The following is a 20,157-nucleotide window of genomic DNA, read 5'->3' as shown; positions in this document are numbered from 1 at the left end:
GTATGTAAAAAATGGTTCAGATAAGAAAATACCTTAATATTTTGTATAAACTATTACAATACTCAACTGCAAGGGAGTTTCCATGTTTTCACGGAGAGAGTTTCTGAAGCTGACTGCCGCCGCTGGCGGTATCGAACTGTTGAAACCACTGCATTCCTTTGGCGCACGGGCACAGACATCCGCGGGATTTTTCGGCGTCCATCCGTTTGTGGAGGCGCATCCCGAAGCGGTATTCATCATGCGAACCAATGTGGATGTAAAAACCAATTCAGCAGCAAAAAAACAGGTGGGACTGGATTTCTCCCGTTCTGTGATGGTCCCGAAGCGTGACAAGGGTATCCCTGTCACTCACAAGATTCCCATCAAACCGAACCTTACCTGCTGTCAATCAGGAAGCCCAAAGTATTCTTACGATTACAGCATGACGGTCAACACTGACGTTGATTTTACCGAGGGCGTCATCGAGGGCATGAAGGAACTCGGGCTTTCCGGCAGCCAGTTTTATATCAGGGAAGTCAACTGCCCCGAAGACTGGAAAGCACAGGGATTTTTCGCCATGGCAGACCGGACAGGGGCCGATATACGGGATTTAAGCCCCGAAGTAAGCAAACTCAGATCCGAGGACATCAACTGGGTCGATGTCCCCAAGGGTGTCATTCACACGAAATTTCCTTACCTCTATCCAATCAACACGAAAGATTCGTGGCTGCTCAATATTTCGAAATTCAAGGCGCATGGCATGGGCATAACCCTCTGTTGCAAAAACCACCAGGGCAGCATCGCCCATCATTACCAGCAGTTCTGCGGACAGCTCGGTGCTCTGAGAAAGCTCGATAAGGACCACATCACTAAAGACGTTGAGAAGACACTCGATGAAAACTACAAACGCCATGTTGCAGCCGGCATCCCCCGCTGGGAGCGTGCAGACAAAAACAGCGGCGGTCAATGGATGGACATCTGGGCGACACGGACACTCGACAACCTCTCGGCTTCCCCCATGGGACTCTGTGTTGTCGAGGGCATTGTCGGCAGGGACGGTGATGGTTTCAACGGCGGACCACATGAAAACAATACGGTGATGGATTTCATGTCGAATATCATCGTTTTCGGTATGGACCCGATCAAGACCGATATCATCGGCCATTGGCTCGCCGGCCATGAACCCGGGAATTTCGGGCTTTTCCACCTTGCCATGGAACGCGGTATGCTCAATGTGCTCGACCCGAGAATCATCCCTGTATATGACTGGAAAACCGAAGGCGCGGTTCTGACTCCGCTCGATAGTTTCAAGCGGACGGAACTTCTGACATACTACCTCCAGAAAAACTATAATAACATGACCGAGCCGCGGTTCCATATGTGCAACGAGCCGTTCGATTACTCAAAAGTCAGACAGCAGAAAACACCTCTGCCGCAGTCTCCCGGCGCACGGGTTCTGTATCAGAATATCCCGAACGCCTCATACCCGTATGTGTGCATAGCATACGATGTACCGCAGAAACAGAACGTCCGTCTCGAAGTCCTCAACGGGAAAAAACAATCCATTGCGGTGCTTGTGGACGGCGCATGTGAAGCGGGCTACCACATGGCCGGATGGAATATCGCAAAAGCCGCTTCGGGTACCTATTATTACCAGTTAAAAGCGGGCAGTTTTTCGGAGACGAAACAGATCAGCATCACTGTTTAGCCTATTACTACCGGCAGCGTTAATATAATAGACTGCCTCGATATACCTGTCGAAGGTCAAAGAACCTGAGTTTACATTAATCCCCCCTTTCCTGCCCATTGGAGAGGGGGGATTATTATTATACCTGCAAACGGTCATAAAGAGGAAACAAAGGGGTGAACCGGGAAAAAAGGTGGCATTCATATACCAGTAATGTCTTACGTTGTCCACATATCCGTGAGAAACTGTCACCACAACAGAATTTTCCCTGATAAAATAACATAGGTCGTTACGGGGGGAACGAGAAGTGCCAAAGACCAGACAGAAATAACCTTCCAGCTCTTCCCCCGTGACGGAACCATACTGAAGAGCATACCGAACAGAATGCTGCACGCAAGCGAAACCGGCAGAATCCACAGAAAACTGAGCCCGGGCTGTCCCGTGATAACATCCCAGAAAGCAAAAAAACCTCCGCAGCACCATCCGTATATCGATCCGAAAACCGCCCCGAACGGCGTGGCGAACGGAACGAACAGCGCCATGAAGAAAAGGCTGAAAAGCGGCGCCACGAAAAGGCCGTTCGTTTTGCTGGTGACTTCCATGATATTGCCCGGCACCTTCTCCATGCAGGTTCCGGTGAGAATGACGATCACACCGGCCGCGATGCTTATGTACCGGGCAATCTTCACATGATGTATCTCGCTGTCCGTGCGCTTCCGGAAACGGTCGATAAAATCGGACACGACGACGGTGGCTGTGGAATTGATGCCTGATGAAAGGCTCGACATTGCGGCGGAAAGCAGCCCCGCGACAACGAGCCCCGAAACCCCGACCGGAAGAAAATTCGCGATATAATGGGGAAACAGGAAATCGGTATCCCCGGTGATACTCTTTCCGTCCCCGACAAGATGCGGATTCCCCCGGAAAAAGCCGAGCAGGGCAAATCCGACAAGCCCGAGAAGCACCGTAATGGTAATATCCGCGCAGTTGTTGGTAAAAAACGCGCGACGGGCCGCTCGAACGTCACGGGTCGAGAGGTAACGTTGAATCGCCATCTGGTCCGCTCCGGCAGTGCAGACCCACCATACGATGGTGAATACCATGCTTCCCACTACGGTGACGCGGACATGAGGATCGATACTGAATACGACAAAGCTGTCCCAGTTCGGCGCCCAGGAGGTGGGAAACCACGTCAATGGTCCCCCCATGGCCACCGTGACAAACAGCATCGTCAGCATCGCTCCCGCCGCGAGTATGAAGAATTGCGCCACATCGGTTACAACAACCGCACGCAGCCCTCCCATGGAGGAATATATGAGGGTGACGACACCGACCACAGTTATTATTATGGGGATAAGCTCGGTTTTACCGTTAACCATGACCACCATCGATTTTGCGGCGAGAAAAATCAAAAGGGCCATCCACGCAAGCCGTGTCAGGACAAAAATAGCCGACCCGAACAGCCGCACTCCGGTACCGAGTGGTTTTTCCAGAATTTCATACGCGCTTGTGACGGGGAGCCGCATGAGGAGAGGTATCAATCCGTACCCCATGATAAGGTAAATAACCGGAAGAGAAGCAATGTACAGCAGTAATACCGTGGGGCCGTGCCTGATAACCTCGCCGGGATAGGCGAGGTACGAGATGGTGCTTATCATGGTCGCAAACAGTGAGATACCGGAAGCGACCGGATGAATTTTTCTCCCGCCGAGCAGGTAATCCTCGGTGTTTTTCTGCCTGTGAAGGTAGAACAGGCCGATTCCGAGCATGAACGCGATGTACCCCGCAATCACAATCCAGTCAGGCCAGCGCAATCCCCGGTACTCTCCCCGCTCTTCATGGATACGGGCATCTGCGGCGTTCTCACTCACACGTGCTGCGGTTTCACCGGGCGGTCTCTCTATCGCGGGGAGGTCGGAATTTTCTCTGTCACTGCCGGAGGCTTGGCAAACTTTGTAATGTCCATGCGCTGCCCCGCGGGTATTCATGGTGACCCGGAATGGATTCGGGCGAGTCAACCCTTCAACAAGAATATTTACACGGTGACTGACCTGAGTCTCACTATCAGGAAGCCGCGCGTGAGAATCCGCGTTTATTCCAAATAATACCATACTACCGGAGATTATATAGGGTATTATGTGCATAAGCCCCTGATATCTGATGTCATGCTATCGGGAGAATATGGATGTATCAATGAGAGACTTGTAACCGTTTTATTATTCTCTTGAGCGCAGTATTTCCGGATTCAGCAGGTCCATGTGTTCATAGTCCCTGCGTTCGGCGCATGCGATGTTAAAAAGCGCCCGCTCCGCTACACGATCGCAAGCCTCATGAGTGCTGGCGCTCATGTGAGGAGTCATGATGGCATTGGGAAGCGTACGTAAATCCCCGCCATTCTCAACCGGAACATAGGGTTCATGATTGAACACATCGAGCGCGGCACCACTGATGGCATTCGATGCCAGTGCATCATAGAGCGCGGCTTCATCGACCACCGAGCCCCGAGCGGTATTGATGAGCCATGCCTTCCGGGGCATGAGCGAGAGACGGCTTCCGTTAATAAACCGTCGGGTTGCCGGAATACCCGGTATATGGAGGGACACGAAATCGGCGTCGGCAACAGCATCACCGAAATCTCGTACGATGGATTCGAGACCATGCTCGTGCCGCATTTTATCACGGTCGACATCACGGATTTCCGCGCCGGTAACCCTCATACCAAACCCGAACGAAGCGATCCGCGATACCCTGCACCCTATCGGTCCGCAGCCGATTACCGCAAGCCTCTTCCCTCGAATTTCCGTGCTCATCCTCAATTCCCATGCTCCCCTGCGGGTGCTCTCGTTCAGTTCGACCACATTACGAGCCGCGGCAAGCATCAATGTCATCGCATATTCAGCAACCGAATCATCGAGGACACCGGGTGTGCTCGTACAGAACAGCCCTTTCCCCGTGGCACGGGAGAGATCGATCCCGTCATACCCGACACCGTAGCGCGCGAGCACGCCCCCGGCGGGAATGGCGTCATACAGTACGCCGGAATATCGTTCTACACCGAGAATAACATGCCCGGCGCCGTGCGTACGGATCGCAGCCGCTAATTCCGCTTCACCGGGCGGAACGGCGATACAGATCATACCCCTCTCTGCCGCGCGTTCAAATACGGCTTTCCCTTTTTCATATTCTAGTTGTGTGACCGCTACCGTAACCGTATTACCCATTCAATCCTCTCTATTCCAGGTATAAATACATTTTTTTCATATACAGCCTGTCAGCCACAATCTATGTTGATTATGAGCGGTTTATACAGATTTTATGGTTTTTCTCCGTGTCCTCCGTGTCTCCGAGGTAATATTTTTTCCCGTATTCATGTCCGTTGAACGATCGGATATTGGAAATTCGATGATTTATATATAACATCAGTTCCGATTACTGCTTCCCTTCACGGTCGAACCGGAGCAGGACACCCTGTCCGCCGTTCAATTCCAGTTTATAATTACGATTCACTCCGTTTAACGTAACAAAATTCCCGGATTCGCTGTTATAACAGAAAACATCTCCATACTCCGGGTTTACGGTGAATGAAGCGGTTGAACGGAGATCAGCCGCAGCAGTTCCGATCTCGTGGCGCTTGTTGACAATCATGAGGTAGGCTGCAGCATCGCGTGGATCGTCCTGATTTTCGAACTCACCGATGAGAAAGTCGTTTCCGCTCCACCCGCTGATCGGAGCAAGACATCTCTCCATATAACGTCTTGTTCCCGATGGAATTACATCGCCGGTATGATAAACGCCCGTTGATCGGAGTTTTAAAAGCACTTTCCCGAGCGCCTGAATCTCCTGATTGATACCGGCCACCACCGGATACAGAACGGTCGGGCGTCCGGTCTTTCCGTCGATGAGGCTTTCACCATAGCGGTTATCATCGATGCGCCAGTTGTAGTACCATATCCCCTGCGCGCCGTACGCGAGATTGCTGTATACCATCCAGCGGAGATCGGATTCGCTCGGCTTACGGTAATCGATCTGAGGATTGTCCGGAAGCGTATGGGGAGTAACGAGCACAAATCCCATGAGTCCGATGCCGTATTCGAGCGCCTTGCTCCTGAACAGTTCGAGGTTGTCGTAGTACCCGGCGCGTGTGCTGCCGTCCCGCATTAACGGGTAGTTACAGGTGAGGAGCACACAGGGATGAACCTCGTCGATAAACCGCTGAAGATAGGTTTCGTAACTCATGCCGAATCGTTCATACGGGACAGACCAGTTCGGCCGGAAATCGATAATCGGGATAGCGTTACGAATATCGTTCGCGTAAATAAATCTGACCGTTTTGCCGATAGCGGGAAAATCCTCGACAAGCGGTTCGTCCTTCAGCATGTATGCTGTCACCCGCATATCGTGCGGTCGTGGAAACCTGACGGTTGTCCGCAGCAGCGTATTGTCCTCATGAAGCGGTTCAAAAGCGCCGAGAACCGCCTCAAGACCGTTGGATACGGCGTTTTCATATTGGCCGGAAGGCACCATGACAACAGTCATGTTTGCCGCCCGGTACGTTTCGTATTCCTCCGGGGTACCTTCGAATCGCTGAAAGTACGACCACGCCCCGATGGGAAAAGACCAGCGGTTCAGCCTCCATGCCTGCCAGTGTTCATGCGCTATATTCCGGAGAACTTCATCGCTCATGGAAGCGCGCTCCTGGGCAAATGACACATTCCCGGTAAACAGCATGGCAACGGAAAACACGAATGCCGCGATATGGCGGAACCTGGCCGATTTCATTAAGATCACTGCATACTCCTTGGTTAATAATGTTTCAATATATCCATCCGTTTTCTTTGCTGTTATTTCATTTCCATTATCTCCACATCCGCGCGGCGTGCTTCAGGCTGAACATCCAGCCGTACGAGCGAGCCGTTCCGGACTTCTCCTTCGACAATCGTCCTGAAAGGAGCAAAAAGCCTGAAATTCACATCCCACGTTCGGGGCCATGCGGGAAAAAGTCGGATAACGCGGCCATCGGTCTGCATCAGCATACGCTGGAGGGCGGTCATTGCCACACAGCCGTGAGTCTGGTCGGGCAGCCAGTCGAAATTCGGCCCCCAGAAGGCGGGAAACCGGCTTCCTTCGTTTTTTGCTCTGAAATTCGCGGTCACCATACGCACAGCCTCTCCGGTCAAACCAAGCATCGCAGCCTGTATCGCATCCTGCTGCCAGCCGCCGGTGCTCTTGTGAACCCGGCGTTCGAATGTCCGCAGCGCGACATCGATGTCTTTTTTGCCCACGCTGTAAAGTCCGTAGGGGAAAACAGCGTACAATTCGGGATTCTCCCGATTGTTCTTCGGTCCCATGATCTGCGCCGGAGACAGTACCGTCTGTCCGTCGGCTTCTGCGGTCGGAATTGGTGGGAGCTCGTCACGGATACGCCGCCATAGCGTACGCTGCGATTCGGCCGTACAACTTTCGGGCAGTTCCAGAAGCCTGTTCAGCACACACTGCAATCCCGCAATCTCCGGCATGGGATTCACCGAATCCCAGTAGGTTTCGAGGGCCTGCGCAGGCTCGAAACGTATTCGCCCGTTTCCGTCACGGGGATAGTGCTTGTCGTAAAAGGTAAGAATCTCATTGGCAAACGGAACAAGAGTATCCTTCAGGAACCTTTCATCTTGCGTCATGACGTAATAATCGAGCATCATGGCGCTCAGCTCGATTCCGCCCTGCCATTCATAGCGGATATACCGGTTGACCGTCATCCCGGGCGGTTCATCCGTGCGTTCCCATCCATAATTGTCATTGTTGTACGTTCCCCAGAAATACATGGTTTCGGGGAAATATGCGCCATCATGACCGTAATACGCCTTTGTCCGTTCCCGCGCCATGGGGAGCGTATCGAGATACATTCTGAACAGCGGCTCCATCAGATCGAAATTACCCGCGGCAGGCATCGACCAGTATGGCAGACGGGTATTCTGAAACCAGTACGATCCTCCCCACGACCGGTAGTCGGCGTCGAATCGCCGGTCTTTGATCGCCGCATCCACCGTGAAGATCGAACCGTTGAATTTGATCGGGTAATCACCGCGACCGCCGCACGCATTTATCCAGTTCTGAAGCACATATCCCTGCGAGACCGTTTTTGCATCCGGAGAGCCGCTCGCATAAATCCAGCTTCTGTTCCAGAAATCATTCCACCATGCACGGTGCGAGGAGCGGGTTTTTTCGAGGTCTTTCCGGTCGGTTTCCGCGACAGCCCGGTTCAGTCTGTCGAGCCACTCGCCGATAGTCCCCGTCTGTGCCGTCAGGGTATAGATCGTACATGTGAAGCGTTTACGGGGCTTCGATGACGACAGTGTCGTATCATTGACAGGGGTCAGTCCCTTCCCTTTCATACATCCGCCGAACGTGCGGTTCAGCAGGGGATCGGGATACCGTTCGACAAGGTCGCCGAGGTGCTGAAGACCGAGCGTCTCCTCATAGCATGAGCGTTCGTTGCGGTGATACCAGACAATCCGGTCGCTCAAACCGTCCATAATACTGTCAGGCTCGACAAATACCGGCTGCGGACCGCCCGTAATACCATACGCGGAAAAAAGCTCATCCCCCGTAAGCTGACGGCGTTCTTTACGCCAGCACTCTAACTGCACACGAACATCGAATTTCTTCTTTCCCTCGGCTTCGACACGGATAACAGGATTATGCGCATCGACCCATACACGGAGCTTCACAGCGGAATCGTCGGGACCGGCGGTAATCTCGATTTCCCCGGTGCGGAGACGGAGAGTCTGGCAGAACGGATTGCCCTTCACAAAGGGATTCGGCGTAAGATTCACCCGCACCCGTCCGAGCTTGAGAAGACGGCAGTTTTCGCTCCATGAATCGGTTTTGCCGATGTAAAAAAGGAGATCGCCGTCCCCCTCGACCCATACGTTCAGGCCTATATCGCCGTTACCGATCGGCATGGAACCGGAAGAATCAAGGCTCGGTGTTTTCCAGACAACGTTGTACGGGACAAGCGGATCGGTTCCGCTTTCCTCAGGAGGCTTTTTCTCCGTACACGAAAGCAATAACAGGCACACCAGCGGTAATCCGTAAGTAACGAACGTATTTCTGGTATTTATAAATCCGCTTTTTCCGCCATGTCGTTGTTTATTAAAGGATAACATCACCGGTCAACCTCCAGAATCGGCGCGAGCGCTTTGTAGAGAGCCTCTGCCTGATGCATGAAACCGAGATCGGTCGGATGGGAACCGTCCACCGTGTCTTCACCGTCCTCGCTGAGAAGTTGTTCGCCCGGCAGATAGTACAGGTTCCTGACTCCCGATGCCACGAGACGGGCAAATGCCTTTTGATATGCGGCGCGATTCTCCGTGTTACGTTTTTTGTTCGATTCCACGAGAAACGAATTCGGGTATGTCCGGTCTTCCACGAACAGAATGGGCGTGTCGGGATGCGTCTTCCGCAGAGTGCGGACAAACGGCTCCACGCGTTCTGTTATTTCATCAGCCACCATGTTCGGCAGGCAGTCGAGCACATAGACGGACGGATCGAGCTCGGCGAACAGGTCCGCCATTTCCGGCTCCATTCTTCCGTTTCCGGAGAAACCCAGATTGATGACGGGATAATTGAGCCATCGCCCCAAAATCGCGGTATGCACCATCCCGGGCCGTGAAGCACACCCACCCTGCGTGATCGAGGTTCCGTAGAACACAATCGGTTTGTCCCTTCCGGGGCCGCGGGAATCGGCTTTGGCAAGACCGGCATCTTTCGGAATACCGATCTCGACCGCCGAGACACCATTGTAGAGCGGGAGATAAAGCATGTATTCGCGCTTTCCGGGCGGCAGATTCGCCGCAAGCTGCGCGGTGTTGGTCGGATACTCGGTCGGGCGGCCGTTTGCAAGCCAGCGCCACTGCCCGTATTCCATCCGTACATACAGGTCGAGTCCGCTCACTCCCGTTGCCGGCATATGAGGCATGGCCAGGCTCTCGGAGGTAAGCGTCCACCGCGCCGAAATCGATTTCGCATCGGTAATGAACCGCACACATATTCCCGCGGAGTGACGGCTCAGGTTCCAGACAGGTTCGCGCACGACACCCTCCGCTTTCGACGGCAGACGGTCGTAGAACGCTTTGGTGTCTGTCCAGCCGCGTCCCTCGACATCGAGATTACGGATATCATACCACAATGTCGAATCACCGGGTTCGCTCCGGGCAAGCGACGGCGCGAGCGGTTCGGCAGCATTGCAGACACCTGCGAACACCACGATAAACAACGATACAATCGTAAACGGTAAGGTAATCCGTAACAAACGCATACGTCATCCTTTACAGTTAAAGTGATTTATCCGTGAAAGCTCTCCCTGTGCTCCTTAATACATCAATCGATAATCGCCTGATACACGAGGACATTGAGTTTTCTGTGCTGGGACTTGTCGCCCTCCCCGCCGAGCTGGGACATGAAAATCCCGATCAAATCCTCCTTCGGATCGACCCAGAAGAGCGTATGGAAAGCGCCGCCCCATCCGAACGTTCCCGAAGATTCCATATCGGCCGGCGAGAGGTGAATGCCAAGTCCGAGCCCGTACCGGTCGCCGTGAGTCGCGCGGGTATCGGGAGAATCACCCAGAATATCGATTCCGCCGGTGGAATCGGAGGTCATGAGCTCGACCGACTTACGGCTGAGCAGGCGGACGCCGTCAAGCTCCCCGCCGTTGAGAAGCATCTGGGCGAACCGGGCATAATCGGATACCGTCGAATGCAATCCCCCGCCACCGGAAAAATATTTACGGGGGCCATAATACAGTGCGCGGGCATCTTCGGGCTTCTGACGGTCGATACCACCCTCTTTATTCTTGATATAGAGCGTGGCAACCCGCGGCAGCTTTGCCTCCGGCGGGAAAAAACAGGTATCCTTCATGCCGAGGGGCTTGAAAATCCGTTCTTCCAGAAAACGGTCGAACGGCATGCCGGAAACGACCTCCACGAAATACCCGAGCACATCCTGAGACAATCCATACGCCCACTCGTCACCCGGATTATGGTTGAGCGGAAGACCCGCCAGTTTTTTGACCATGTCGCCTATCGTTCCGTCCTCGGATCTCAGACCGGTCGAAATTCCGGCTTTGGTATAATAATCACTGAGTTTTCCGCCACCATATGTTATGCCGGACGTATGATTCAGGAGCATCCGTATCGTTATCTCGCGGGTGGCAGGAACGAGCTTCATGGAACCGCCGCCGGAATCAGCGACCAGAACCTGCATATTCCTGAATTCGGGAATGTACTTTGAAACCGGGTCGCTGAGGAGGAAACGCCCCTCCTCGTACAGCATCATGACCGCCGTGGCCGTAACCGGTTTGGACATGGAGGCTATCCGGAAAATGGCATCGGATTTCATCGGTTTCCCCGCCTCTTTGTCCGACATGCCGAATTCTTTGAAATAAGCCACCTTTCCGTGACGGGCAACGAGAACGAGGCATCCTGCAATCCTGTTCTGATCGACATACTGCTGCATGACAGGAGCGATACGGTTCAAACGCTCGGGCGAAAATCCGACATCTCCCGGTGCCGCAGACGGGAGGCCCTGTCCCCATGAGAGAGCAGCAAGGGAAAATCCGCAAACGATACAATATAACATCGTACGAAAAAGATTTTTCATGGAACACCTCATCCTGCTATGAGAAATTTTCACCTCACTTGAGAAACTCATTCACATTCTCCTGCGTTATCTGCGCGGTCGGCAGGGTGATCCGCTCACCCGGATTTACGGGCCGCTTCTTTTCCAGTATATCGAGCGCGATATCGAGACCAGCAGCCCCGGGAGTGGGATACAGGAACGTCGCGGTGAGGATACCGTCCCGCACCCATACGCACCCTTCGTTCGGAAGCGCATCGATACCGATGAACTTAATTTTCTTTTCCATCCCGAGCTCTTTTGCGGCCTGGTATGCTCCATATGCCATGGGGTCGTTATGCGCGTAAATGACATCGATGTCCTTGTGAACCTGGAGGGCGTCCTGAGTGATCGCTTTCGCCCTGTCGAGCTTCCAGTCGCCGTCCAGACCGCCGATCAGCTCGATCCCCGCCTCTTTCCCGACAATCTCGTGGAAACCGTCACGGCGTTCCTGAGCGGGTGTCGACGCCAGCCCGCCGCATATCTCGTAAACCTTGCCTTTCGCTTTCCCGGCACCGCCGAGGAGCTCGACCGCATACTTTCCCGCGGCGCGCCCGATGTCCATGTTGTCGCCGCCGACAAAAGCGGCATAATTCTTGTAGGTGGTCGCACGGTCGAGGACAATGACCGGGATACCCGATTCGGTCGCCTCCTGAATAACCCGTGAACACCCCGACGCCTCTTTGGGCGAGATCAGAATGGCATCGACACGCTTCGAGATGAAGGTCTTGACATGCTCGACCTGGTTCTCGGTCTTGTCATCTGCATCGAGCATGATAAGTTCGACCCTGTCGGCAAGCTCGTCGGCATGGCTTTTGAGTTTTTCGTTGAACACCACGCGCCACGGTTCCTTGACAGTCACCTGTGAAAACCCGATAACGAATTTTTTATTCTCTTTCGACTCTTTTGCACAGCCTGTAACACCGGCTCCGATCAGAAACACCGTGAGCAAAAGGAATGGTAATACTCTGAAACATATAATCCGTCTCATGCAGTCATCCTTTCCTGTTGTACATTGCACTTTTAAGCGTTTATGGTTCCATAGCAAGAGATATCCATATTGTCCGGATTACTGAAAAAATATAAAGGTTTTACAATCTTTTTCTGAGCACTCTGAGCCACCGGGCAATAATACCTTCCTGGAGGAGCACCGCCCCCACGATGATGACTCCCTTGAGAATATCCTGTACCTCGCTCGAAACCTCCTGAAGGTTGAGTATGTTGCTCAGATATCCGAGAATGAGGACACCGACCATCGTGCCAATGACCGACCCTTTCCCTCCCATGAGGCTCGTACCGCCGATGACAACCGCCGCGATGGCGTCGAGCTCCCACGTTATTCCGGCATCGGCCTTCCCCTGTGTGTACGCCGAGCAATAGAGCACACCGGCAAAAGCGGCGAGGCACCCCGAAACAGCGTAAGTGACTATTTTTACTCTGTCTACATTAATGCCAGACAGCCGCGAAGTTTCCTCGTTACCGCCGATCGCATATATGTAACGGCCGAGCCGGAGCCGTGTCAGTATGAAATACATGACGAGCACCGACACGAGAAAAAAGACGCCGGTCACCGGGAATATCCTCATGCCCATGAGCGGAATGGTGCTGTTGAGGATATCGAAGCTTTTCGGCGCTATGTGGGCGGTTCCTGCCGCGGAATACCCTGCTGCATCATAGTAGATAGTATGAATCTGGCCGCCCTTGCCGGCGATATACTTGGAAAGACCGACTGCGGCGCTCATCATGCCGAGGGTGACGATAAACGGCTGGATTTTCCCCTTGGAGATGATGAGACCGTTGAGCGCTCCGAGAGCTGCTCCCACACCCGGAACGATAAGAAGCACCGCAACTGTCGAGAATCCGGAAGGCACCTGCGAGTATCCCCACACGAACAGGACAGCGGCGGCAGCGATTCCGCCGGTCCAGCCCGCAGCTGCGGATGAAGTCCCGCGAATCCCGACCCTCGGCGCGAGCCGCGAAACGCCGACATAGCCGAGAACGAGTCCCATGAGCGCGAACAGCGGCAGCGACAGGGATGTGGCCTTCGTCCACGTTCGTTCCATGAGCAGCATGGCGCACACGACCGAAGACAGCGACACCATGCTTCCCACCGAAAGATCGATCCCTGCGGATATGATGACAAGCGTCATCCCGACAGCGGGAAGCGCCTTGATCGATACCCTTCCGAGCACATTGAGCTGATTGTACATATTGATGAACGTATTGCCGTTGAGAGCGATCCCGGCAATAAAAATTACGATCAGGCCCATGAACGGCGCAAGACGCCGCATGAGCATCCGTGTGTATGACCGTGAGAGTGGTGCGTTCTGAATCATGGAGTATTCCTTACCGGTGAATAATCATCATTCCTTCAGCAGAAACATACTGTTGAAAAAAAATGACTCAGTGCGATTTTTTTATTGCTTCCGGTTTCTCCGCGTTTTTTCATGTCAGGTTTATGCCAGCGGCGAGGCGGCATCGAGTATTTTTTCCTGTGTGGCCTCCTCGCGGTCAAAAAATGCCGAAATTTCCCCTTCGCGCATGACCATGATACGGTCGCAGAGCGAGAGAAGCTCCTGAATTTCCGATGAAACCAGCACAATGGCGATCCCCTGACGGGTGAGCTCCGAAAGAAGCTCGTAAATTTCATGCTTCGCCCCGACATCGATACCGCGAGTCGGCTCGTCGAGGAGAAGCACTTTCGGATGGGTCGCCAGCCACTTGGCAATCATCACCTTCTGCTGATTCCCGCCCGAGAGGGACTCGACAGGGCTTTCCATAACGCTTGCCGTAATCGAAAGATCACGAACATATCCTTCCGCGAGCTGACGTTCCTTCGCCCGCGATAGAACACCGTGCCTGACCGCCTGTTTCAGCGCCGCGAGGGTCATATTGTACATTACCGTCATACCGAGCACGAGGCCGTTTCCCTTACGGTCTTCCGGAATAAGGACGACTCCCGATTCTATGGCATCGGCGGGATTACGGAAACGCCGTGGAATGCCATCGAGCTCTACGGTTCCTTCCGTAAACGGAGCCGCCGCGCCGAACAGCGCTTCGAGCAGCTCTGTTCTTCCCGCTCCAAGCAGACCGGCAATCCCGAGGTTTTCGCCTCTCCGAACCTCGAACGATACATTCCTGACGGAGGATTTTCCAGTCGCATCACCCGTAATCCGGCTCAGACCGGAGACATTGAGCACCACATTTTTCTGCGGCGCCTCCTTGTGGACAAAAAACTGGTCCACGTCCCGTCCGACCATGAGCCGTATGAGCTCCTGACGGGAGACATCACCGGCGGGCCTCACATCGATCAGAGAACCGTCCCGCAGCACGGTGACACGGTCTGCAATATCGAAGACCTCGCCCATACGATGGGAGATATAGACAACCGAAACGCCACGATTCCTGAGCTTCCGCACAACCGAGAACAGAATCACGGTCTCTGCCTCGGAAAGCGCCGATGTCGGCTCATCCATGACGAGGATACGGGCATTGAGCGAGAGCGCTTTCGCTATCTCCACGAGCTGGCGGTTCCCGATGTTGAGCGATGATACGGGCGCGGTGACCGGAGCGGTAAAATGAAGGTCATTGAGGATGCCGCGGGCCGAGTCGTTCATGGCGCCGTAATCGATTACGCCGCCGAAACGGACCGGCTCCCGTCCGAGAAAGATGTTCTCTGCTACTGTCAGCCCGGGAATCAGGTTAAGCTCCTGGTATATGATGGCGATACCGGCATCCTCCGCCTCTCTCGTCGATGCGGGACGCACTTCACGGCCATCGACATGGATGTGACCCTCCCAGTCGGTGTGTACTCCGGCAAGTATCTTCATGAGCGTTGATTTTCCCGCGCCGTTTTCCCCCATGAGAGCCATGACCTCTCCGGGCAGCACCTCAAAATCGACTCCATGGAGCACACGAACGCCCGAAAACCCCTTCGTTATCCCTTCCATACGGAGAACCGGCTTCATATCTCACTCCCCTTGCCGTAAGGGCTTCGTAAGGATGGCATCGAGCGCTGTTCCTCCGTAAAAAGGCATATCGTTTTCATTTTCAGTCACCGTCACAACTAACCCGATCTACTCATGAATTATAGAACGCGGATTTTCGCGAATTCGTTTTTTATATATCTTTTTTGATGCCGACGATTAATCGCTACTAATATCAGTATTAACAATCTATTATGTCTCTTTGTGCCTTTGTGTCTTTGTGGTGAAATATTTTCACGAATAATCCGGGCTAAAAGAAAAACTAAAGGAAACCGGTTTTTTACAACAGGTGAAAATTGCTTTAATCCTTTTTTATTGAATGATACTCTAATATATAATGAGGTGTATATATGGTAGTATCATACTCAGGTAAAATTCACTATAATGTATGGTAACAGATTGTAATTGTCAAAACAAACATCCATGTATCGTGCGGAATTCATATATTTTACTGCACGATAAAAAAAGTACTTGAAATAATTTTTTACCGTAGTAAATTTACTTTTATAAAAATACTAAACCTGTCCGGTTTATTTGTTGTATATATTATATGGTATTGTAAGGAATTTTTTCCGGCTGATGGAAAACGTTTACAGGTTCACACAGAAGCTTACCATAAAAGTGTTCTCAGAAACGAGCGATGCCGATGCGATTGTGGTTTTTTCTTCTCTGCGCCATTCTGATGCCCTTCCGTTCCGGGGCGTTCGCTGAAATCATATTCAGCAAATCGGCTCTCATTCCGGTTTCCCTTGTTCATCAGAAACCTGTGCTCGGTGTAACGGTTAGTTTCAGCGATCCCGACCGTTACATGGATGCCGGGCAGGAAGCACAGGTTGTCGTAGAGATTACCAACATGGGCAGAGGGAAGGCATACGATGTGAAAGGATATATTTCGGGGGGGCCGCTGAACGGAATCGTGCTCGAACAGTCCTCAGTGGCCGGAACCATTCCTCCGGGCGGGAAAAAACTGTTGACCTTCTCGTCAAGTGCGCCCGATTCCATAACCGACCGCATCATACCTCTGCGACTTGCAATAACCGAGAAGTACGGTTATTCACCGGCGGTGGTCGATATCGCGCTTTCGTGCAGGGCGAAAAACAACTCCCGTAACAGTACCCCGACAACCATCCGTACTACCATGAACCGGATTTCCATAGACGATGCCGTTCCTTCTACAGGCTGTGTCAACCCCGACGGTGTCGCTGTCGTAATCGGAAATTGTGACTACGATCCCGCGTCCTTCGGATCGAACGCTTATGCGATAAACGACGCCCGGACTGTGCGGGAATATCTCGTCCGTGTTTTCGGATATGACCCCGACCGTATTCTCTTCTATCAGAATGCAACGGCTGACGATTTCCGCGAGGTTTTCGGTACCGTTAAATCGGCGGGCATCATGACGCAGTATATAAAACCGGATACATCGGATGTATTCATCTATTACTGCGGTTTCGGCGCTGTTGACCAGAAAACGGGCATACCATGTCTTATACCGGTGGACAGCGCGTACGCCCCTGAGAATCTCCAGGAAAGCGGCTGCTCTCTCGAACTCCTCCTGAACAACCTCGCCGTTTTGAAACCACGGTCGGTGACACTCGTGATCGATACTGCTTTTTCCGATACCGGAAATCAGGGTACAGCCGGAACCGATATCGACGGTTATGCGGACAGGTTCGGGAATATGGCGCTTTTTATGGCTGCCTCACCCGGAGAGAGGTCCGGCCGGTATCATGAATCCATGCATGGTCTTTTTACCTATGTTTTTCTCGATTCGGCCAGAAACCTCGCAATGGAGGGGAAAACCGCCATTTTCGCCGGGGATTTGTTCAAAAACGTGGCCGATGAAAAAATCGGGGTTCCCGGCCTGTCACAGGTCATATTCAATGCTCATGTCCAGCATCCGCGGTTCACGGGTAATGCAGAACTTATTCTTGCCGGAGCGAAATAAATGCGAGTGAAAAACTGGAGAAAATGCCTGTCTGTCGGACTGATTGCGGTAATGCTGTTCCGGTCTCAGGCAGCGGCCGCCACCATCGGAAATATCCAGTGCAACATCACATCGAATGAAACGGTGCTGATCAGCTACCAGATTACCGGAAAAGGGACATACACCGTTTCCATTCAGGTTTCGCTGGATGGCGGTAAAACGTTCCCGATCAAACCCACGGCGCTTTCGGGCGATGTGGGGAAAGGAATCGGTCCCGGAGCCAACCGGCTTATCGAATGGGATGTTTTCAGGGATATTGACCGACTCACCGGCGACATGGTTATCATGCTCGAAGCCACACAGGAACCGGGGAAACCGGTAAATAAACTGTATATCCTTGCGGGACTCGTGCTTGTAGGCGGGGCTGTTGCCCTGATGTCCGGCGGAGGCGAAACCGGAAAAGAAACGGAAGGCCCCATTCCGGTCATTCAGTTCGGAACGGTCTTGGTTGAAATCTTTTTCCCCGAATGAGAAGCATCTATGAGGTGACAACGGCAATGCGCAGATTTTTTCCGGCATTCATGATGATTTTAATCGTACTCTTCCTTTCGTGCAGTAAAAAAAGTCCGCTCAAGTCTACTGAGACGGACGAACAATACGGCTCGGTGAGTATAAAGCTTGTTTTCCCCGATGAGCATGCCGCAAAAGCAGCCTCGACTGAAGAAAAAACGACACACGCGCTTGTTTTCGTGTACGATAGTTTTCACTCGCTCATCGGCGGCGAGGTATTCTCGTATGATGGGATACAGATATCAAAAACATTCCGGATAAGGGCGCAGAGCGGGATAACGGTGAAAGTCATGGGATTCGATAACATCTGGTCGATTTCCTATATGGGGAAAACACCCGGTATCACTGTTGTTCCCGATCAGACCACATCCGTAACCGTTGCCATGAAAAAGCATGGGTATGTGGCGGTTCCCGCCGGCAGCTTTCAGATGGGTTCGGATTCCGGCGAAACCGATGAAAAACCGGTTCATACCGTCACCCTCGATGCCTTCATAATTGGTACCACGGAAGTTACGCAGGTACAGTGGAAAAACATCATGCTCACAAATCCCTCACGGTTTAATCTCGATATGACCTGTCCCGTCGACAGCATTTCATGGGAAGATGCGCTGAAATTCTGCAACCAGGTGAGCATAATCGCGGGTCTGGAGCCATGCTATGACGAGGAATCATGGAACTGCGATTACACCAGAAACGGTTACCGGCTGCCCACAGAGGCCGAGTGGGAGTACGCATGCCGTGCGGGGACGATAACCAGTTACAATACGGGAGACACGGAACAGGACCTCGACAATGCGGGATGGTATACCCTTAACTGCAGAGTATCGACATGGCCGGTCGCAGGAAAAGAACCGAATGCATGGGGTCTGTATGATATGCATGGCAATGTTTCCGAATTCTGTTACGACATTTACAGTGATACTTACTATGGTTCCAGTCCCGGGGTAAATCCCACGGGTCCCGAAACCCGGAGAAGATCCACAATCGTTCGCGGGGGAAACTGGATGAGCGATGCATATACATGCCGGTCTTCTGCGCGGTCACGCTGCAATGAGGGAGCAAAATCCAGCGGTATCGGACTCAGGATTGTCCGAAACGGAAATCTCTGAGACCTGTTCGGACAGTACCGGAACATAACCGGCTTCGGGAGCCAGAACAAACATATACACCATAAAAAACGGTTACGCTTTCATGAAAATCAGACAGACACATCTTTTCCTCATTATAATAATGGTTATCGCGGCATTGCCTCTTGTCATGCCGATTACTGCGGAAACCCAGAATATCGACCGGAACCTTGTCGAAAAAGGAAATGAGTCTTTCGAAAAAGGGGATTTTGACCACGCCATAGCATATTATACAAAAGCCATAGAGTCAACACAGGGCGATGCGGTGATTTTCAACCGTCTCGGCATGTCGTATTTCAGAAAGAACGATTACGCGAGCGCGGTATATTTTTTCACGCAGGCTTCAGCGTTCGATCCGAAAAATGGCGATAACGATTTTTATTGCGGTGAATGCTACCGCCTTCAGGGGAATTTCTCCGAAGCCGTCATGAGTTATAAAAAGGCAATCGACCGTGACCGAAACAACGTTCATGCATACGTGCACCTCGGTTCCTCGCTTTTCAATACCGGTGATTACATGGGAGCGGCTGAACAGTATGAAAAAGCCATCGAAATCAATCCCGGGGACGCTCTGATTCGTGTTTATCTCGGAGAAGCGCTTAAAAATATTGAAAAATATGAGGATGCGCTCGCACAGTTCAAAAAAGCCCTTGAAATCGATCCGGATTGTCTGCCGGGGCGCATCGGCTGCGCCTGCGTTCAGGGTATCCTCGGCGCATATGGCGAGTCAGTCGCTCATTATAAAAAAGCTATCGGGGTGGACCCGAATAACAGCGCCCTTTATATCTCGATGGCGCTCGTACACATGAAAAATGAAGCGTACGATTCCGCAATCGAAACCTGTACAAAGGCTCTGGAGATAAATCCCGTTCTTCCGGCGGCATATAATATCATCGGGCTCGCTTACAGGGGGAAAAAAGACACGGAAAAAGCAATGGAATATTTTAACAGGGCTTTTTCCGCCGACCAGTATAATTTTGATGCCAACCTCAACCTTGCCCGGTTATATACCGACATGGAAGAGTTTGACGCCGCAATCGAACGATATAATACCGCGCTTATGATTGAACCGGGGCATGCATCGGTAATGTATGAACTCGGGTGCGTTTTAAAGAAAACAGGCGCATCCGAAGATGCACGGAATTGCTTCAAAAGAGCCCTCGATTTCGATCCCGCATTCACTCCCGCCCGTGACGAACTGAAAGAGACGCG

Annotated in this window: 15 protein-coding genes; 6 read left to right on the top strand and 9 right to left on the bottom strand. The window is 52.5% G+C overall.

The genetic code is table 11. From position 1 onward, the window contains the following. Positions 1-82: 82 nt before the first annotated feature. Entirely contained in the window at positions 83-1,687 is a 1,605-nt protein-coding gene (locus LLG96_14880) for a DUF362 domain-containing protein (protein MCE5251496.1), read from the top strand. A 227-nt stretch (positions 1,688-1,914) separates the two neighbouring features. Here LLG96_14880 and LLG96_14875 read toward each other — a convergent pair whose 3' ends face one another. Further along, positions 1,915-3,537 carry a sodium/solute symporter gene (locus LLG96_14875; protein ID MCE5251495.1) on the bottom strand — a complete coding sequence of 541 codons (1,623 nt, stop codon included), beginning with the start codon at positions 3,535-3,537 and terminating at the stop codon, positions 1,915-1,917. Positions 3,538-3,609: 72 nt separating this feature from the next. On the opposite strand from LLG96_14875, the gene LLG96_14870 reads away from it, so the two are divergent. Then, positions 3,610-3,771 carry a hypothetical protein gene (locus LLG96_14870; protein ID MCE5251494.1) on the top strand — a complete coding sequence of 54 codons (162 nt, stop codon included), beginning with the start codon at positions 3,610-3,612 and terminating at the stop codon, positions 3,769-3,771. 111 nt (positions 3,772-3,882) lie between these two features. Here LLG96_14870 and LLG96_14865 read toward each other — a convergent pair whose 3' ends face one another. From LLG96_14865 to LLG96_14830, 8 genes are all read right to left on the bottom strand, one after another. Next, positions 3,883-4,887, bottom strand: a complete 1,005-nt coding sequence (locus tag LLG96_14865; protein ID MCE5251493.1) for a hypothetical protein — start codon at positions 4,885-4,887, stop codon at positions 3,883-3,885. Positions 4,888-5,095: 208 nt separating this feature from the next. Then, the gene (locus LLG96_14860; GenBank protein ID MCE5251492.1) at positions 5,096-6,445 is read right to left on the bottom strand and encodes a hypothetical protein; all 1,350 of its coding nucleotides are present in this window, start codon (positions 6,443-6,445) and stop codon (positions 5,096-5,098) included. 62 nt (positions 6,446-6,507) lie between these two features. Further along, the gene (locus LLG96_14855) at positions 6,508-8,739 is read right to left on the bottom strand and encodes a DUF5703 domain-containing protein (protein MCE5251491.1); all 2,232 of its coding nucleotides are present in this window, start codon (positions 8,737-8,739) and stop codon (positions 6,508-6,510) included. Positions 8,740-8,825: 86 nt separating this feature from the next. Further along, positions 8,826-9,977, bottom strand: coding sequence for an SGNH/GDSL hydrolase family protein (locus LLG96_14850; GenBank protein ID MCE5251490.1), 1,152 nt, complete (start codon positions 9,975-9,977; stop codon positions 8,826-8,828). A 62-nt stretch (positions 9,978-10,039) separates the two neighbouring features. Then, positions 10,040-11,320 (bottom strand): beta-lactamase family protein, encoded by a 1,281-nt coding sequence (locus tag LLG96_14845; protein ID MCE5251489.1) that lies wholly within the window; start codon positions 11,318-11,320, stop codon positions 10,040-10,042. Between the two features lie 34 nt (positions 11,321-11,354). Then, complete coding sequence (locus LLG96_14840; GenBank protein ID MCE5251488.1) at positions 11,355-12,326, bottom strand: substrate-binding domain-containing protein; 972 nt, start codon at positions 12,324-12,326, stop codon at positions 11,355-11,357. A 100-nt stretch (positions 12,327-12,426) separates the two neighbouring features. Beyond that, positions 12,427-13,671: an ABC transporter permease gene (locus LLG96_14835; GenBank protein ID MCE5251487.1), complete on the bottom strand. Its 1,245-nt coding sequence runs from the start codon at positions 13,669-13,671 to the stop codon at positions 12,427-12,429. A gap of 120 nt (positions 13,672-13,791) precedes the next feature. Next, the gene (locus LLG96_14830; protein ID MCE5251486.1) at positions 13,792-15,303 is read right to left on the bottom strand and encodes a sugar ABC transporter ATP-binding protein; all 1,512 of its coding nucleotides are present in this window, start codon (positions 15,301-15,303) and stop codon (positions 13,792-13,794) included. Between the two features lie 658 nt (positions 15,304-15,961). Between LLG96_14830 and LLG96_14825 the strand changes: the two genes are divergently transcribed. The 4 genes from LLG96_14825 to LLG96_14810 all read left to right on the top strand — a co-directional run. Further along, positions 15,962-17,269, top strand: a complete 1,308-nt coding sequence (locus LLG96_14825) for a caspase family protein (GenBank protein ID MCE5251485.1) — start codon at positions 15,962-15,964, stop codon at positions 17,267-17,269. Continuing rightward, on the top strand, positions 17,270-17,779 hold the full coding sequence (locus LLG96_14820) for a hypothetical protein (GenBank protein MCE5251484.1): 510 nt from the start codon (positions 17,270-17,272) through the stop codon (positions 17,777-17,779). Between the two features lie 26 nt (positions 17,780-17,805). After that, on the top strand, positions 17,806-18,927 hold the full coding sequence (locus LLG96_14815) for a formylglycine-generating enzyme family protein (protein ID MCE5251483.1): 1,122 nt from the start codon (positions 17,806-17,808) through the stop codon (positions 18,925-18,927). An 82-nt stretch (positions 18,928-19,009) separates the two neighbouring features. Next, positions 19,010-20,157 (top strand): tetratricopeptide repeat protein (locus LLG96_14810; protein ID MCE5251482.1); only part of this gene is annotated, 1,148 nt, incomplete at its 3' end.

This window comes from bacterium (genome assembly GCA_021372535.1).
GTDB lineage: Bacteria > Latescibacterota > Latescibacteria > Latescibacterales > Latescibacteraceae > JAFGMP01.
This window is presented reverse-complemented; position numbering and strand designations above follow the sequence as displayed.

Excerpts from the sequence above, each read along its gene's own strand:
- LLG96_14830 (MCE5251486.1), bottom strand. The coding sequence starts at position 15,303 with ATGAAGCCGGTTCTCCGTATGGAAGGGATAACGAAGGGGTTTTCGGGC.
- LLG96_14815 (MCE5251483.1), top strand. The coding sequence starts at position 17,806 with ATGCGCAGATTTTTTCCGGCATTCATGATGATTTTAATCGTACTCTTC.
- LLG96_14820 (MCE5251484.1), top strand. The coding sequence starts at position 17,270 with ATGCGAGTGAAAAACTGGAGAAAATGCCTGTCTGTCGGACTGATTGCG.
- LLG96_14825 (MCE5251485.1), top strand. The coding sequence starts at position 15,962 with ATGCCGATGCGATTGTGGTTTTTTCTTCTCTGCGCCATTCTGATGCCC.
- LLG96_14840 (MCE5251488.1), bottom strand. The coding sequence starts at position 12,326 with ATGAGACGGATTATATGTTTCAGAGTATTACCATTCCTTTTGCTCACG.
- LLG96_14850 (MCE5251490.1), bottom strand. The coding sequence starts at position 9,977 with ATGCGTTTGTTACGGATTACCTTACCGTTTACGATTGTATCGTTGTTT.
- LLG96_14845 (MCE5251489.1), bottom strand. The coding sequence starts at position 11,320 with ATGAAAAATCTTTTTCGTACGATGTTATATTGTATCGTTTGCGGATTT.
- LLG96_14835 (MCE5251487.1), bottom strand. The coding sequence starts at position 13,671 with ATGATTCAGAACGCACCACTCTCACGGTCATACACACGGATGCTCATG.
- LLG96_14865 (MCE5251493.1), bottom strand. The coding sequence starts at position 4,887 with ATGGGTAATACGGTTACGGTAGCGGTCACACAACTAGAATATGAAAAA.
- LLG96_14880 (MCE5251496.1), top strand. The coding sequence starts at position 83 with ATGTTTTCACGGAGAGAGTTTCTGAAGCTGACTGCCGCCGCTGGCGGT.
- LLG96_14860 (MCE5251492.1), bottom strand. The coding sequence starts at position 6,445 with ATGAAATCGGCCAGGTTCCGCCATATCGCGGCATTCGTGTTTTCCGTT.